We start from the raw sequence: 13,430 nt of genomic DNA, 5'->3' as shown, positions 1-13,430 counted from the left end.
GTTCCACCCTTCGTCGTCGCCCTGCCCTACTCCCCCGCCTTGTCCAGTTTCAGCCGGCTGCGTTCGAACCAGGCCAGCAGGTAGTCCGCCAGCACCTGGGTCCGTCTCGGCAACCCGCCCTGCCAGGGGTGCACCAGGAAAACCGGTGTCTGGCGGGTCTGGTACTCACGCAGCAGCCACACCAGACGGCCATCGGCCAGTTCGTCGTAGATCATGTAGGAAGGCAGGCGCGCGACGCCGGCACCAGAGAGGGCCGCCTTCTTCAGCAAGCTGTAGTGATTGCTCGCCAGCGCACCCGCCACCTTGACCCGCTCCAGCCGGTGCTGCCGGTGATAGAGCCATTCCTCGAAACCGCTGTAGTGGGTATTCAGCAGGCACTGGTGGCGTGACAGGTCCGCCGGTTGCTCGGGTTCGCCGTGGGTGGCGAGATAGGCCGGGGTGGCGCAGGTGATTTCCTGCAGGGAGAACAGCGGCCGCGCCACCAGGCGATCGTCCATGTCCATGCCCGAACGAATGGCCAGGTCGAAGCCTTCCGCCACCAGGTCGCGATAGCCGTTATGCAGGTCCAGCTCGATGCGGATCTGCGGGTACTGCCGGATGAAGTCCAGCAACAGCGCATCGAAGAAGGTCTCGCCGAGGGATACCGGTACCGTCAAGCGCACGCAGCCGGCCAGCTCCTCCTGCAAGCGCCGCACCGTTTGCCTGGCCCGCTCCGCCTGCGCTGCCAGGGCCTTTGCTTCCGGTAGCAAGGCCGCCCCGGCGGCGGTCAGGCCCAGCCGCCGCGTGGTGCGATGCAGCAACGAAGCGCCCAGTTCTTGTTCCAGCATGCGGATGCGCTTGGACAACTGCCCCTTGCTGCAGCCCAGCCGCTCGGCTGCAGCGGTGAAGCTGCCGGCTTCCATCAGTACCGCGAAGGCGGCCAGGTCGTCCATTTCGCTCATTGATTTGCGGCCCTATTGTTTCCAATTGAAAACCAAAGTTTTCCAATTGCATGGATTATCGACAATAGACCGCACTCTACACTGGACCTGTCATTCATTCCCACACAGGACTCCAGCCATGAAAATCATCCTCGTCGGTGCCAGCGGCACCATCGGCAAGGCCATCGAACAGGAACTCAAGGAGCGCCACGAAGTGATCCGCGTCGGCCGCAACAGTGGCGACCTGCAAGCGGACATCACCGACGTCGCGTCGATTCGCAGCCTGTTCGAGAAGGTCGGTTCTTTCGATGCCCTGATCAGCGCCGCCGGCAAGGTGCATTTCGGGGCCCTGGCAGAAATGGGTGAAGCCGAGTTCGCCGTGGGCCTGCAGGACAAGCTGATGGGTCAGGTCAACCTGGTGCTGATCGGCCGCGAATTCGCCAACGACGGCGCCTCGTTCACCCTCACCTCCGGGGTGCTGGGCCACGATCCGATCCGCTACGGCGCATCGGCCAGCATGGTCAACGGCGCCATCGATGCCTTCGTGCGCAGCGCCGCCCTGGAAATGCCGCGCGGCATGCGCATCAACAGCGTCAGCCCGACCGTGATCGAGGAAGCGCTGCCGAGCTACGGTCCCTATTTCCGTGGCTACAAGGCGGTACCGGCGGCCGATGCGGCATTGGCCTACGCCAAAAGCGCAGAAGGTGCGCAGACCGGCCAGACCTATCACGTGGGCTGAGGGCCCCTACAGTTCGCCGGCGTAACACACCGGCGAACTGGGCGGACCGCTGCGTTCAAGCTCTTCTTCGAGAAACTCCGCCAGCACCCGGGCATTGTTGTGTGCTTCGTCCTTGGCCGCGTACAGGAGGGTCAGACTTCCCTTGCGCGCCATTTCCAGCAATCCCTGCCAGTGCTCGGGATGGGCCGCGAGTTCCGCGCGGTACAGCAGGCGGAATTCGTCGAACAGCGCCGGGTCATGGCAGAACTGCTTGCGCAGGCCGTCAGACGGCGCCACCTCCTTCAGCCAGGAGGTCAGGGCCAGTGATTCCTTTCGGCAACCGCGCGGCCACAGGCGATCCACCAGCACCCGTTGGCCATCATCAGACTGCGCCGCCTCGTAGACTCGCTTGAACTGGATCATCCATCTCCTCCGCCCTTGAGCCGGGCGCTGCGCACCGGTAACGTGGCCGCTCCCTGAAGGAGACCCACGATGCGCTTCGCCCGCCCCTTGCTGTTCAGCCTCTTGCCCCTCTTCGGCGCCTGCCAGATGTTCGCCGAAAAAGCCCCCGCTCCCGACGCCAACCTGGTGCGTCTGCAGGGTGAGCTGAGCGTAGTCTCTGGGCAGGTGATGTTCAGCCCGTGCGGCGAGAAGCGTCGCTTCGCCCTGGTCGACAGTGGCGCCACCGGGCTGTTGCCGGAAGCCGCCAACCTCTCCGCGGAGGGTCCCGGCAAGCTGTTCGCCGACATTCGCGCCCGCATGGGTGCAACGAAACTGCCCGACGCCGATGGCCAGCTGGACCTGAAGACCCTCTACCGCCTGCAGCGCGAAGGGCATGGCTGCGATGACCTCAACTTCAAGCGCCTGCTGCTTCGCGCCAGCGGCCATGAGCCCGACTGGAGCGTCAGCGTCAGTGGCAAGGGCCTGATCCTCGACCGTCCCGGCCAGCCTTCCCTGGCCCTGCCCTACATGGAAGAACAACTGCCGGATGGCCGCTTCAACCTGTCCAGTGAGGCCAATGGCCAGCGCCTGGAGCTGTGGGTCGCGCCCCAACGCTGCGTCGACAGCATGAGCGGCGCGGTCCAGCACCTGACTGCCGAGCTGCGCCTGAACGGCAACGTGCAACGTGGCTGTGCCTCCTTCGGCGGTGCCCGCGACAACTGACAACTGCAGCAGTCTCCATCCTCGCCCTTCCCCACTAAGCTTGGGGAAGGATCAAAGGAGGGAGAACACCATGCTGCGTATCGCCCTGAATGGATATGGGCGCATCGGTCGCGCTCTGGTTCGTGCGCTGTTCGAGCGGGGTCTCGACCAGCGCCTGCGTATCGAAGCCATCAATGACCTCGGCGATTTCGAATCGCTGGCCCACCTCACCCGTTTCGACTCGACCTTCGGCCGCTTCCCTGGCCATGTTCACTTGAGCGACGATCGCCTGCAGGTGAACAACCAGACCATCCACCTGCTGCGCGAGCGCGACCCGGTCAACCTGCCCTGGGCGCAGCTGGGCGTGGACCTGGTGCTGGAATGCACCGGCAAGATGAAGAAGCGTGCGCAGGTGGAGCAGCACCTGACCGCCGGGGCACCACGCGTGCTGCTGTCGCATCCCCTCGACACCGCCGACCTCACCGTGGTGTACGGGGTCAATCATGAGCAGCTGGGCAGCCAGCAGATCGTGTCCAACGCGTCCTGCACCACCAACTGTCTGGCGCCGCTGGCCATGTTGCTGCACCGCGAAGTCGGTATCCGCAGCGGCCTGGTGACCACGGTGCACGCGTACACCAACGACCAGCACCTGCTGGACAAGAGCCACAGTGATCCCTATCGGGCCCGCGCCGCTGCCGTCTCGATGATTCCTACCAGCACCGGCGCGGCTAAGGCCATCGGGCTGGTACTGCCGGAACTGGCCGGCCGTCTGGATGGCATGGCGATACGGGTGCCAACGCCGAACGTGTCGTTGCTGGATTTCTCGTTCATCGCCGAACGCCCGACCAGCCGCGAGGCGCTCAACGCGGCCCTCGAAGCCGGGGTGACAGCCTTGCCGCCGGGCGTCATGGAGTGCAACGCGTTGCCGCTGGTGTCCAGCGACTTCAATGGCTATCCGGTTTCCTGCGTGGTCGATCTCAATCACACCCGCGTGCAAGGGGAGCTGGTGAAAGTGCTGGCCTGGTATGACAACGAATGGGCCTTCGCCAACCGGATGCTGGATGTGGTCCTGGCCTGGCTGAACCCTTAGGAAGCAACCTCTTCCGGGCGCCAGTGACAGAGCGTGGTCCGACGAGAACCGTTGGGCCGGCGGGCAGGATCATCGAAGGTCGACACTTCGCGGAATCCGGCCTTGCGCATCATGCCCGCCGAGGCGAGGTTTTCCTCGTGCCGCTCGATATAGATATCCACAGCCCCGAGCGCTGCCAGTCTCGCCATCGCCGCCACAAGTAGCTGTGTGCCCAGCCCGCGCCCAGCCAGCTCGCGGTGCACCACAGCCTCGCAGACATAGCCCTGGGGCTGATCCTGCCTTCCAACTTGCTGGTGGGCCTGGAAGTCCCGGCTCAGGTAGAAGCTGACGAAGCCCGCCAGCCTCCCCTCGCCTTCCGCCAGCACCGCCCCCACGGACGCATCGTTGATACCCCGCAAGTGGGCGCGGACCTCATCGGGCGGCAGGTGATTCCACGGATTGGGGCCATGTTCGAGGATGAGCTCGCACAAGGCGGGGATGTCATCGGCCGTGGCCGGCCGGATGGCCATCGCGATCAATCCAGGACCCCTGCCGGCGCCGGCGATGCGCTTTTCCATTGGCTCAGCGCCACCCCGACGAACACCAGGCCGGCGGCGAGCAGTTGCACCCCTGTCAGCCGCTCACCCAGGAAGCCCCAGGCGAATACCAGGGTGAACACGGGAATCAGGTTGATGAAGCCGGTGGCCTGGCTCGCCGGCATCCGCGAGACGCCGAAGTTGTAGAGGCCGTAGGCGCCCACCGTAACCACGGTGCCGAGGTAGATCATGGCGCCGATGCCCAGCGGGCTGACGGACTCCGGCAAGGGCGAAGTGACCCAGGCCAGGGGCAGGAAGAACAGGCTGCCGATGAAGGCCTGCATGGCGGTCAGGAAAAAGGCCGAGTAGCGCGATGACAGATGCTTGAGCAACAGCGTGTAGCCGGTGGCGCAGAGCATGGCGAGGAATTCGTAGAAATTGCCCAGCAGCGGCTGCGGCGCATGGCTGTCCGAGTCGCTGGCCAGGCTCAGCCAGACGGCGCCGACCACGGCGAGGAAGAAGCCGGCCAGGGTGCCGCGAGTGATCCGTTCATGTAGCAGGGCGTAGGCACCCACCGCCACCAGCAACGGCAGGAGCGCGGTGATCATGCCGGCCTGGGAGGCGCTGGTGTGCTGCAGCGCCAGGGCTTCGAAGATGAAGTAGAGGCAGGGTTCGCAGGCGGCCAGACCCAGCAGGAATTTCCAGTCTCCAGGCTGGTAGTCGAGGCCGCCCCGCCAACGCCACGCGGCGAGGAATACCAGACTGCCCAGGGCCATACGCGCGAAGATCACCCAATGTGGGGCGACTTCCTGGAAGGCCAGCTTGAGGGCGATGAAGGAGCTGCCCCAGAGCGCCATGGCCAGCACCAGGCAGGCCACCGCCACCAGTCGACCTTGCTGCGCCATATTCACCTCCGGGAGAAAGTCGCCAGTCTACGAGGCCGTCCATGGGGCCAGACAGGCACAGCAGGCGGGAAAAACTGTAGTGCTTACTGGTTCCAGGGTTTGCCGCGGGTTTTCTGATCGAGCGGCAACTGCTGCAGCACCGCGGCCTTGGCCAGCATGTAGGCGCTGACCGGGGCGCTGATGAACAGGAACAGGCTGATCAGCAACTCGTGCAGGCTGATCCCGCCGGCATCGGCCGAAAAGAACACCAGCGAAGCCATCACCACACCGCCCACGCCCAGGGTGGTGGCCTTGGTCGGACCATGCAGGCGCATGAAGAAGTCCGGCAGGCGATAAAGGCCGAGGGCGCCGATCAGCATGAAGGCGCTGCCGAGGAGCAGCAGCGCGCACACGAGTATTTCCACCCAGAGGGACAGGGGTTCGCCGGTCATTCGATGATGTCTCCGCGCAACATGTACTTGGCCACCGCCACGGTGCTGACGAAGCCGAGCACGGCGATCAGCAGCGCCACTTCGAAGAACAGATTGCTGCCCTTCCAGATGCCGTAGAGCACGAGCATGGCGATGGCGTTGATGTAGAGGGTATCCAGCGCCAGCACTCGGTCCGGCAAGCACGGTCCCTTGATGAGTCGCGCGAGCGTCAGCAGCAGCGCTAGCCCGAGCATGCCCAGGCAGAGCGGGATCACTAGGCCGAGCATGGGAAGATCTCCTTCAGTGGTGCCTCGTAGCGCGACTTGATCTCAGCCACCATGGCTACCTTGTCCGGCACGTCGAGGCCATGCACCAGCAGGGTTCGGCGGTCGGCACTGAGGTCGGCGGCCAGCGAACCCGGTGTCAGCGACACCACACTCACCAGCACGCTGATGGCCAGTTCGTTGTCCAGCTCGATGGGGACTTCGACGAAGGCAGGACGCAGCGCTTCGACGCGGCCGAGGGTCAGGCGTGCTACCTGGAAATTGGCCACCAGCACGTCCCCCACCACCATCAGCAGGAAGCGCATCAGCTTGAGCGGATGCCAGCGTTTCGGGCGCTCGATCAACAGCGGCTGGAAGAAGAACGGAATCGCCCAACCGAGAAAGCCCCCCAGCAGCCAGTGGCTGAAGGCGAAGGAGTCCACCAGCAGCAGCCAGACGAACAGCAACAAGAGGCTTTCGGCGGGGTGAGGAAAGATTCGTCGAATCATGCTCCGGTCCCCTCGAGAATTGCGCGATAGAGGTTCACGTCATGCAACTGCACGGCGGTGGCCTGGGCGTAGTCCAGGAGCGGCTGGGCGAATGCCACCAGCACCAGGCTGCCGGCCAGCAGCAGAAGGGTGGCGAACAGCCGACCGCCATCCAGTTCCGCACTGCCCAACACCTGATGGCCAGTACGCCAGAACAGCGTGCTGCCCGCGCGACTCAGGGCCACCAGGCTGACGAAGCCACCGATCAGCAGCACGCTCCACAGCGGCAATGCGCCAGCGGCCGGTGGCGCGGCCTGGAGCAGCAGGAGCTTGGCGAAGAAACCGGACAACGGCGGCAAGCCAGCCACGGCGATGGCACCGAAGAAGAACGCCGCGCCGAGGATGCTCGGGTTCTGCAGGGCCGGCCCTTGCACTAGGTGGCCCGCCTTCTCGCCCCGCTGCCGGCTGACCAGGTCAGCCAGGAGGAACAGGGCTCCGGCCACCCAGGTGCTGTGCAGCAGGTAGAACAGTGCCGCGCCCTGGGCCTCGGGAGTCCCCAGGGCAATGGCTGCCAGCAGGGTGCCGGCGGAGACCACCACGAGGTAAGCCAGCAGGCCCTGCAAGGTGGCGGCAGCCAGGGCGCCCACAGCACCGAGCAACACCGTGGCCAACGCCAGCGGCCAGAGCCAGGGCTGCGCCAGGTTGGCCAGCTCGCCGGCTTCCGGGCCGAAGACCAGGCTGTAGACCCGCAGGATCGAGTAAATGCCCACCTTGGTCATGATCGCGAAGAGTGCGGCCACCGGCGCACTCGCGGCGGCATAGGCACGCGGTAGCCAGAAGTACAGCGGCAACATCGCCGCCTTGAGGGCGAACACCAACAGCAGCACCAGTCCGGCGGCGGCCAGCACCGGTGCATTTTCCGGCCCAGCCGCAGCCACCTGGCGGGCCATGTCGGCCATGTTCAAGGTGCCGGTGATGCCGTAGAGGGCGCCTATCGCGATCAGGAACAGCGCCGAACCGGCGAGGTTGAGGATCACGTAGTGCATGCCCGCCTTGACCCGTTCGCCACCACCGCCGTGGAGCAGCAATGCATAGGAGGCGATCAGCAGGATTTCGAAAAACACGAAGAGGTTGAACAGGTCGCCGGTGAGGAATGCGCCATTGATTCCCAGCAGCTGGAACTGGAAAAGCGCATGGAAGCGCAGACCGATACGATCGTCGCCCCGTACGGCATAGATCACGGCAGCAGAGGCCAGCACGGCAGTCGCCAGCAGCATCAGCCCTGCAAGCCGGTCCAGCATCAGGACGATGCCGAAGGGAGGCTGCCAACTGCCCAGGGCATAGACACGCAACTGGCCATCACCAGCCTGCTGAATCAGGTACAGCGCCAGCGGCACCAAGGCCAGGGTGGCGAGGACGGAAAGGCTGCGCTTCAGGCGCTCGTTGGATGGCAGCACCAGCAGCAGCGCACCGGTGAACAGGGGAATCAGCACCGGCAGGATCGTCAGGTGGATCATGGCGCCGACTCCTCGTCGGTGAGGCCATCGACGTGATCGCTGTTCAGATCACCTACCCCGCGCAAGGCCAGCACCACCACGAAGGCCGTCATGGCGAAGCCGATGACGATGGCGGTCAGCACCAGGGCTTGCGGCACGGGATCGGCATACTGCACGTCGCGCCCGAGCACCACGGCTTCACCGGTCAGCCGGCCCATGGCGAAGAGGAACAGGTTGACGGCGTACGACAGCAGGGTCAGTCCCAGTACCACGGGGAACGTCCGGCCGCGCAGCAGCAGGTAGATGCCACTGGCGGTCAGCAGGCCGAGGGTTACGGCGAACAGCGCCTCCATCAATGAATCTCCTTGCTCGCAGCCGGGGACAGGCTCAGACGTCCCAGGTTGACCAGTACCAGCAACGTCGAGCCGACCACGGCCAGGTAGACGCCGAGGTCGAACAGCATGGCGGTGGCCAGTTCGAATTCACCCACCAGCGGCAGATCGAAATGGCCGAACGCGGAGGTCAGGAAGTTGCGGCCGAACGCCCAGCTGCCGAGGCCGGTGAGGCCGGCGATCAGCACGCCGGCACCCGCCATGCGCTGGTAATTCAACGGCAGGCGTTGCTCCACCCAGGCAATGCCACTGGCGATGTACTGCAGCACCAGGGCCACGGCGGTGATCAGGCCGGCGATGAAGCCGCCACCCGGCAGGTTGTGCCCACGCAGGAAAATGAACACCGAAATCAGCAAGGCCAGGGGAAGCATCAGGCGCGACAGGGTTTCGAGAATCAGCGGGTGCTTGGCACCGGCCCAGTTGCGCCCCTGGGGGTCGCAGGTCGGATTCTCCAGGCGCAGCCCCGAGAGCATGGCGAAGATGCCGACGGCGGCGATCGTCAGCACGGTGATTTCGCCGAGGGTGTCGAAGCCGCGGAAGTCCACCAGGATCACGTTGACCACGTTGGTGCCGCCGCCCCCGGATACGCTGTTGGCGAGGAAGAAATCCGCGATGCCTTCGTAGGGGCGGGTCAGCACGGCATAGGCCAGCAACGCCACCATCACCCCCACTGCGCAGGCCAGGATGAAATCGCGCAGTCCACGCAGACTGGAGCTTTCCCCCGGCGTACGCGACGGCAGGTAGTAGAGCGCCAGCATCAGCAGGACCAGGGTCACCACTTCCACCACCAGTTGGGTGAGCGCCAGGTCAGGTGCCGAGAATCGGGCAAATGCCAGCGCCACCAGCAAGCCGGCCACGCCGAGGATCATCAGCGCGATCAGCCGCTGGCGATGAAATATCGCGGTCAGCACGCCCGATAGCGCCAGCACCGCCAATCCCAGGGTGGTGATGCCGTCCAGCGGCGTCAAAGGACGTGCGCCCGCGATCTGCGGCAGGGGCGCCAGCGAGAGCGCCACCATTACCATGGCAGCGCCCAGCAACAAGGACAGGTAGCGCTGCAGGGAGCCGTTCTCCAGGTGCCCGGTGATCCAGCGGGCGGCCAGGACGGCGCGCTGCACCTGCTGCTCGAACACTTCCTTGGCGTCGGTGTCAGGCAGGTCGGCGTACCAGCGGAACAGTGGCTTGCGCAGCACATAGACCAGGACGCCGCCGACCAGCGCGACCAGGCTCATGGCCAACGGCAGATTGAAACCATGCCAGATCGCCAGGTCGTATTCCGGCAACGTACCGCCCAGGCTCGCCGAGGCCGCAGTGGCCAGCAGCGGCGCCACCGTGATGCCCGGCAGCATGCCCACCAGCAGGCAGAGGGAGACGAGGATTTCCACCGGCACCTTCATGTAGCGCGGAGGTTCGTGGGGAGGGAATTTGGGCAGGACGGCGGGCTCGCCGTTGAAGAAGACGTCGTGGACGAAGCGCAGCGAATAGGCCACCGAGAAAACCCCGGCCAGGGTCGCCGCCGCCGGCACCACCCAACTGAAGCTGCCCAGCAAGTCCTGCTGCAGCGTTTCACCGAAGAACATCTCCTTGCTGAGGAAGCCGTTCAGCAAGGGCACGCCGGCCATGGCCAGGGACGCCACCATTGCCAGCACCGCCGTATGCGGCATGTACCGCCACAGGCCGTTGATCAGGCGCATGTCGCGACTGCCGGTTTCGTGGTCGATGATCCCCGCGGCCATGAACAACGAGGCCTTGAAGGTGGCGTGGTTGATGATGTGGAACACCGCCGCGACGTTTGAGAGCTGCGAATCGAGGCCGAACAGCAAGGTGATCAGGCCGAGGTGGCTGATGGTCGAGTAGGCCAGCAGGCCCTTGAGGTCGTGCTGGAACAGCGCCATGCCAGCACCGAGCAGCAGCGTCGCCAGGCCGCTCAGACTGACCAGGTAGAACCACAGGTCGGAACCGGACAAGGCCGGATACAAGCGCGCCAGCAGGAATACGCCGGCCTTCACCATGGTGGCCGAGTGCAGGTAGGCGGACACCGGGGTCGGCGCGGCCATGGCGTGGGGCAGCCAGAAATGGAATGGGAACTGCGCGGACTTGGTGAACGCACCCAGCAGAACCAGCACCAGCGCCACCGGATAAAGGCTGTGGGCGCGGATCTGCTCGCCTGCGGCGAGCACCTGGGTCAGTTCGAAGCTGCCGGCTATATGCCCCACCAGCAGTATCCCGGCCAACAGCGCCAGGCCACCGCCAGCGGTAACCGCCAGCGCCATTCGCGCGCCCTTGCGCGCATCGGAGCGGTGACCCCAGAAGCCGATGAGCAGGAATGAGGACAGACTGGTCAGCTCCCAGAACACCAGCATCAGCAGCAGGTTCTCGGACAGCACGACGCCGAGCATCGCGCCCATGAACAACAGCAGGAAGGCGAAGAAGCGCCCCATGGGCTCTTCCGTGGACAGGTAGTAGCGGGCGTAGAGGATCACCAGCAGCCCGATGCCGAGAATCAACAGGGCGAACAGGTAGCCCAGACCATCCAGCCGCAGGCTGAAGCTGAGCCCGAAGCCCGGCAACCAGGACTGGGCGAAATTGAGGGTGTGACCGGCGAAGATGCTATCGGTCTGGGTCAGCAGGAGAACGAGGCCAGCCAGCGGTACCAGTGCGGTGACGGCCGCGCAGACGGAACGGCCAAGGCGCTCGGCCAGCGGCGGAAGAAGTGCCCCGAGAAAGGGCAGCGCGACAATGAGCGCCAGAATCATCCATATCTCCCCTAGGTCAGCGCCACCTCCTCCAAGTAACGGAAATGGCAAGAAAAAAACCCAGCGATTATCCATTACTATCGATTCATCGCGATAGATTGAATTATTTCAAAACGCTAGCAACTGCAGAGAACGCCCACTCCAAACGGCGATAGCACCCAGGCGCTATCGCCGTCATTCGGGAATGGGGAAAACGACAAGCTGTCCCGATGGGGACAGCTTAGCTTCAGTGAGCGACGCGGCTGGTGCCGTTGACCGTCATGATGCGAACGCGCTCGCCCACGCGGAAGACTTCGTTGGGCTGGACTTCCTGAACGTAGGCGCGCATCGAACCATCGTCTTCACGCACGGTGATCTCCACACCCTGGGTACGGGTGTAGCCTTCTTCGGCCGCCGCCCCTAGCAGGCCGCCGGCTACCGCGCCGATCACGGCTGCGACTGCGCTGCCACGACCGTGGCCGATGGTGCTACCGCCAATGCCGCCGACCACAGCGCCAGCGCCGGCGCCGACCGGCGTCTTGGTACCTTCGATCTTCACCGGACGCAGCGATTCGATGGTGCCCATGCGCACGGTCTGCACTTGCCGAGCTTCGTCACGGGAATAGGTGTCTCCGGTCAGGCTCGACTGACAGCCACCCAGCGCCAGTGCCACTGCCGTGAAAGAGGCAACCAGCAGATAGGGTTTACGCATAGCAATTCCTCCAGAATTAATTACCCGTCCATTAGACTCCGCGCTGCGTAGGCTGTCACCTGAACAGGCCGACTACTCAGCCATCGTTCAGCTTTCCGACAGCCTCACAAGAAATCTCCTACAAGCTCCCTGTCACCCAAGGTTAGCCCATGGACTACTTCATCATCGCGATTACCACCATCGCCGGCCTTTACTTCCATTGGTGGCTGTACGTGCGCATCAAACGCTGGATGGATCGCGACCTCGCGTTGTCCCTGGCGGAAGGCGACAAGGACAAACAGGCGTTCATGCTGGAGCAGCTGAAGGTCGCTCGCGCTGAAGGCATCAAGCGCAAGGATTTGCAGCCCTGGCTGGAACGGGCGGCGCAGCGTTACACCGCCTGAGCACGGTCAGACGCGGGCGGCCAGTTTCCACAACTGTGCAATGTCCGCGCTACGCGCTTCCAGTTCCACCGCAGCGCACGCCATCGCCCGCTCCAGTTCCATGGGGCCGGGAACCAGGCTGAAGGCGGCCTCGATGCCAACTTCGCGCAGGCGTTGGTAGCCCTCTCCCAGGCTCCCGGCAATGGCGATCACCGGCACGCCGGCGGCACCCGCAATACGCGCAACGCCCACCGGGGTCTTGCTATGCAGGCTCTGGGAGTCGAGACGGCCCTCCCCCGTTACCACCAGATCGGCGCCCACTACCGAATCGGCCAGCCCGGCCACTTCCGCCACCAGTTCGATACCGGGGCGGAAGCGTGCACCGAGAAAGGCGCGTGCGGCGAACCCCAGGCCACCGGCCGCCCCTACGCCCGGATGCCGGCTATGGTCTTCGCCGAGGTGAGCGGCGATCGCCTGGGCGTAGTGTCCCAGCGCTGCATCGAGCGATTCGACCTGCGCGGGATTGGCGCCCTTCTGCGGGCCGAAGACATGGGAGGCGCCGCGGGGTCCGCAGAGCGGGTTATCCACATCTGCTGCCACCTCGAACTCAACGCCGGCGAGACGCGGATCAAGACCGGACGGATCGACGCTCGCCAGCCGGGCCAGAGCCCCGCCACCGGCCGGCAGCGGCGCTCCGTGCTTGTCCAGCAGGCGCAGCCCGAGGGCCATGAGCAAGCCCGCACCGCCGTCATTGGTAGCGCTGCCGCCGAGACCAAGGATGATCCGCGTCGCGCCGGCATCGAGGGCCCGGCGAATCAACTCGCCGGTGCCGAAGCTGCTGGTGCGCGTGGCATCGCGTGCGCCGTGGGCGACCAGGTGCAAGCCGCTGGCGGCCGCCATTTCGATAATGGCGCGCCCCTGCCCCAGCCAACCCCAATGCGCGCGCACTGGGTCGCCCAACGGCCCCTGTACCAGCGCTTCACGGCGCTCGCCTCCGGTGGCGGCCAGCACCGCGTCCACCGTGCCCTCACCACCATCGGCCATCGGCTTCTGCACCAGTTCGGCTTCGGGAAATACCGAGCGCCAGCCCCGAGCGATGGCAGCGGCCACCTCGGGCGCACTCAGGCTTTCCTTGAACGAATCGGGAGCAATGACGATCTTCATCGACGTACCTCGGGATGGGCCGGGAAATACGAGGCTAATGGTAGGTGCTGCAGGCGGGGCAGAGGTGGCGACGAAGGGCAGGATGATGGAGGGCGCAGCCAACGATGAGCTGCGCCA

General features: G+C 65.0%; 16 protein-coding genes. 4 read left to right on the top strand and 12 right to left on the bottom strand.

Going from position 1 to position 13,430, the window contains the following annotated elements:
• Positions 1 to 26 precede the first annotated feature (26 nt).
• Complete coding sequence (locus tag MnOB_RS28170) at positions 27 to 941, bottom strand: LysR family transcriptional regulator (RefSeq protein ID WP_077527839.1); 915 nt, start codon at positions 939 to 941, stop codon at positions 27 to 29.
• Positions 942 to 1,059: 118 nt separating this feature from the next.
• Here MnOB_RS28170 and MnOB_RS28165 point away from each other — a divergent pair, with 118 nt between their 5' ends.
• Positions 1,060 to 1,659, top strand: coding sequence for a short chain dehydrogenase (locus MnOB_RS28165; RefSeq protein WP_077527838.1), 600 nt, complete (start codon positions 1,060 to 1,062; stop codon positions 1,657 to 1,659).
• Between the two features lie 6 nt (positions 1,660 to 1,665).
• Here MnOB_RS28165 and MnOB_RS28160 read toward each other — a convergent pair whose 3' ends face one another.
• On the bottom strand, positions 1,666 to 2,061 hold the full coding sequence (locus MnOB_RS28160; RefSeq protein ID WP_077527837.1) for a DUF488 domain-containing protein: 396 nt from the start codon (positions 2,059 to 2,061) through the stop codon (positions 1,666 to 1,668).
• 69 nt (positions 2,062 to 2,130) lie between these two features.
• Here MnOB_RS28160 and MnOB_RS28155 point away from each other — a divergent pair, with 69 nt between their 5' ends.
• Entirely contained in the window at positions 2,131 to 2,802 is a 672-nt protein-coding gene (locus tag MnOB_RS28155; RefSeq protein WP_077527836.1) for a COG3650 family protein, read from the top strand.
• A 70-nt stretch (positions 2,803 to 2,872) separates the two neighbouring features.
• A complete protein-coding gene (gene gap, locus MnOB_RS28150; protein WP_077527835.1) occupies positions 2,873 to 3,871 on the top strand; it encodes a type I glyceraldehyde-3-phosphate dehydrogenase in 999 nt (332 codons plus the stop codon).
• On the opposite strand, the gene MnOB_RS28145 is transcribed toward gap, so the two are convergent.
• The 9 genes from MnOB_RS28145 to MnOB_RS28105 form a co-directional block, all read right to left on the bottom strand.
• Entirely contained in the window at positions 3,868 to 4,428 is a 561-nt protein-coding gene (locus tag MnOB_RS28145; protein WP_371580536.1) for a GNAT family N-acetyltransferase, read from the bottom strand. The two genes, gap and MnOB_RS28145, sit on opposite strands and share 4 nt — an antisense overlap.
• Entirely contained in the window at positions 4,386 to 5,291 is a 906-nt protein-coding gene (locus MnOB_RS28140; RefSeq protein WP_077527833.1) for a DMT family transporter, read from the bottom strand. The genes MnOB_RS28145 and MnOB_RS28140 overlap by 43 nt, the downstream gene beginning before the upstream one ends.
• Positions 5,292 to 5,374: 83 nt before the next feature.
• Positions 5,375 to 5,722 (bottom strand): Na+/H+ antiporter subunit G, encoded by a 348-nt coding sequence (locus tag MnOB_RS28135; protein ID WP_077527832.1) that lies wholly within the window; start codon positions 5,720 to 5,722, stop codon positions 5,375 to 5,377.
• The gene (locus MnOB_RS28130; protein ID WP_077527831.1) at positions 5,719 to 5,988 is read right to left on the bottom strand and encodes a K+/H+ antiporter subunit F; all 270 of its coding nucleotides are present in this window, start codon (positions 5,986 to 5,988) and stop codon (positions 5,719 to 5,721) included. The genes MnOB_RS28135 and MnOB_RS28130 overlap by 4 nt, the downstream gene beginning before the upstream one ends.
• Positions 5,976 to 6,473, bottom strand: a complete 498-nt coding sequence (locus tag MnOB_RS28125; protein WP_077527830.1) for a Na+/H+ antiporter subunit E — start codon at positions 6,471 to 6,473, stop codon at positions 5,976 to 5,978. Before MnOB_RS28125 ends, MnOB_RS28130 begins: the two co-directional genes overlap by 13 nt.
• On the bottom strand, positions 6,470 to 7,969 hold the full coding sequence (locus MnOB_RS28120) for a monovalent cation/H+ antiporter subunit D (protein ID WP_077527829.1): 1,500 nt from the start codon (positions 7,967 to 7,969) through the stop codon (positions 6,470 to 6,472). The genes MnOB_RS28125 and MnOB_RS28120 overlap by 4 nt, the downstream gene beginning before the upstream one ends.
• A complete protein-coding gene (locus MnOB_RS28115) occupies positions 7,966 to 8,301 on the bottom strand; it encodes a Na+/H+ antiporter subunit C (protein WP_077527828.1) in 336 nt (111 codons plus the stop codon). Before MnOB_RS28115 ends, MnOB_RS28120 begins: the two co-directional genes overlap by 4 nt.
• The gene (locus MnOB_RS28110; protein WP_077527827.1) at positions 8,301 to 11,096 is read right to left on the bottom strand and encodes a monovalent cation/H+ antiporter subunit A; all 2,796 of its coding nucleotides are present in this window, start codon (positions 11,094 to 11,096) and stop codon (positions 8,301 to 8,303) included. Before MnOB_RS28110 ends, MnOB_RS28115 begins: the two co-directional genes overlap by 1 nt.
• 226 nt (positions 11,097 to 11,322) lie before the next feature.
• Positions 11,323 to 11,787, bottom strand: coding sequence for an outer membrane lipoprotein (locus MnOB_RS28105; protein WP_077527826.1), 465 nt, complete (start codon positions 11,785 to 11,787; stop codon positions 11,323 to 11,325).
• 149 nt (positions 11,788 to 11,936) lie between these two features.
• Between MnOB_RS28105 and MnOB_RS28100 the strand changes: the two genes are divergently transcribed.
• Positions 11,937 to 12,170, top strand: coding sequence for a hypothetical protein (locus MnOB_RS28100; protein WP_077527825.1), 234 nt, complete (start codon positions 11,937 to 11,939; stop codon positions 12,168 to 12,170).
• A gap of 6 nt (positions 12,171 to 12,176) precedes the next feature.
• Here the strand turns inward: MnOB_RS28100 and MnOB_RS28095 are convergent, their stop codons facing one another.
• Positions 12,177 to 13,313 (bottom strand): glycerate kinase, encoded by a 1,137-nt coding sequence (locus tag MnOB_RS28095; protein ID WP_077527824.1) that lies wholly within the window; start codon positions 13,311 to 13,313, stop codon positions 12,177 to 12,179.
• Positions 13,314 to 13,430 lie beyond the last annotated feature (117 nt).

The sequence above is a fragment of the Metapseudomonas resinovorans genome (assembly GCF_002003485.1).
GTDB lineage: Bacteria > Pseudomonadota > Gammaproteobacteria > Pseudomonadales > Pseudomonadaceae > Metapseudomonas > Metapseudomonas resinovorans_D.
The sequence above is the reverse complement of the archived record's forward strand: the minus strand, read 5'-3'. Positions and strand labels throughout refer to the sequence as shown.

Excerpts from the sequence above, each read along its gene's own strand:
- MnOB_RS28170 (WP_077527839.1), bottom strand. The coding sequence starts at position 941 with ATGAGCGAAATGGACGACCTGGCCGCCTTCGCGGTACTGATGGAAGCC.
- MnOB_RS28165 (WP_077527838.1), top strand. The coding sequence starts at position 1,060 with ATGAAAATCATCCTCGTCGGTGCCAGCGGCACCATCGGCAAGGCCATC.
- MnOB_RS28160 (WP_077527837.1), bottom strand. The coding sequence starts at position 2,061 with ATGATCCAGTTCAAGCGAGTCTACGAGGCGGCGCAGTCTGATGATGGC.
- MnOB_RS28155 (WP_077527836.1), top strand. The coding sequence starts at position 2,131 with ATGCGCTTCGCCCGCCCCTTGCTGTTCAGCCTCTTGCCCCTCTTCGGC.
- gap (WP_077527835.1), top strand. The coding sequence starts at position 2,873 with ATGCTGCGTATCGCCCTGAATGGATATGGGCGCATCGGTCGCGCTCTG.
- MnOB_RS28145 (WP_371580536.1), bottom strand. The coding sequence starts at position 4,428 with ATGGAAAAGCGCATCGCCGGCGCCGGCAGGGGTCCTGGATTGATCGCG.
- MnOB_RS28140 (WP_077527833.1), bottom strand. The coding sequence starts at position 5,291 with ATGGCGCAGCAAGGTCGACTGGTGGCGGTGGCCTGCCTGGTGCTGGCC.
- MnOB_RS28135 (WP_077527832.1), bottom strand. The coding sequence starts at position 5,722 with ATGACCGGCGAACCCCTGTCCCTCTGGGTGGAAATACTCGTGTGCGCG.
- MnOB_RS28130 (WP_077527831.1), bottom strand. The coding sequence starts at position 5,988 with ATGCTCGGCCTAGTGATCCCGCTCTGCCTGGGCATGCTCGGGCTAGCG.
- MnOB_RS28125 (WP_077527830.1), bottom strand. The coding sequence starts at position 6,473 with ATGATTCGACGAATCTTTCCTCACCCCGCCGAAAGCCTCTTGTTGCTG.
- MnOB_RS28120 (WP_077527829.1), bottom strand. The coding sequence starts at position 7,969 with ATGATCCACCTGACGATCCTGCCGGTGCTGATTCCCCTGTTCACCGGT.
- MnOB_RS28115 (WP_077527828.1), bottom strand. The coding sequence starts at position 8,301 with ATGGAGGCGCTGTTCGCCGTAACCCTCGGCCTGCTGACCGCCAGTGGC.
- MnOB_RS28110 (WP_077527827.1), bottom strand. The coding sequence starts at position 11,096 with ATGATTCTGGCGCTCATTGTCGCGCTGCCCTTTCTCGGGGCACTTCTT.
- MnOB_RS28105 (WP_077527826.1), bottom strand. The coding sequence starts at position 11,787 with ATGCGTAAACCCTATCTGCTGGTTGCCTCTTTCACGGCAGTGGCACTG.
- MnOB_RS28100 (WP_077527825.1), top strand. The coding sequence starts at position 11,937 with ATGGACTACTTCATCATCGCGATTACCACCATCGCCGGCCTTTACTTC.
- MnOB_RS28095 (WP_077527824.1), bottom strand. The coding sequence starts at position 13,313 with ATGAAGATCGTCATTGCTCCCGATTCGTTCAAGGAAAGCCTGAGTGCG.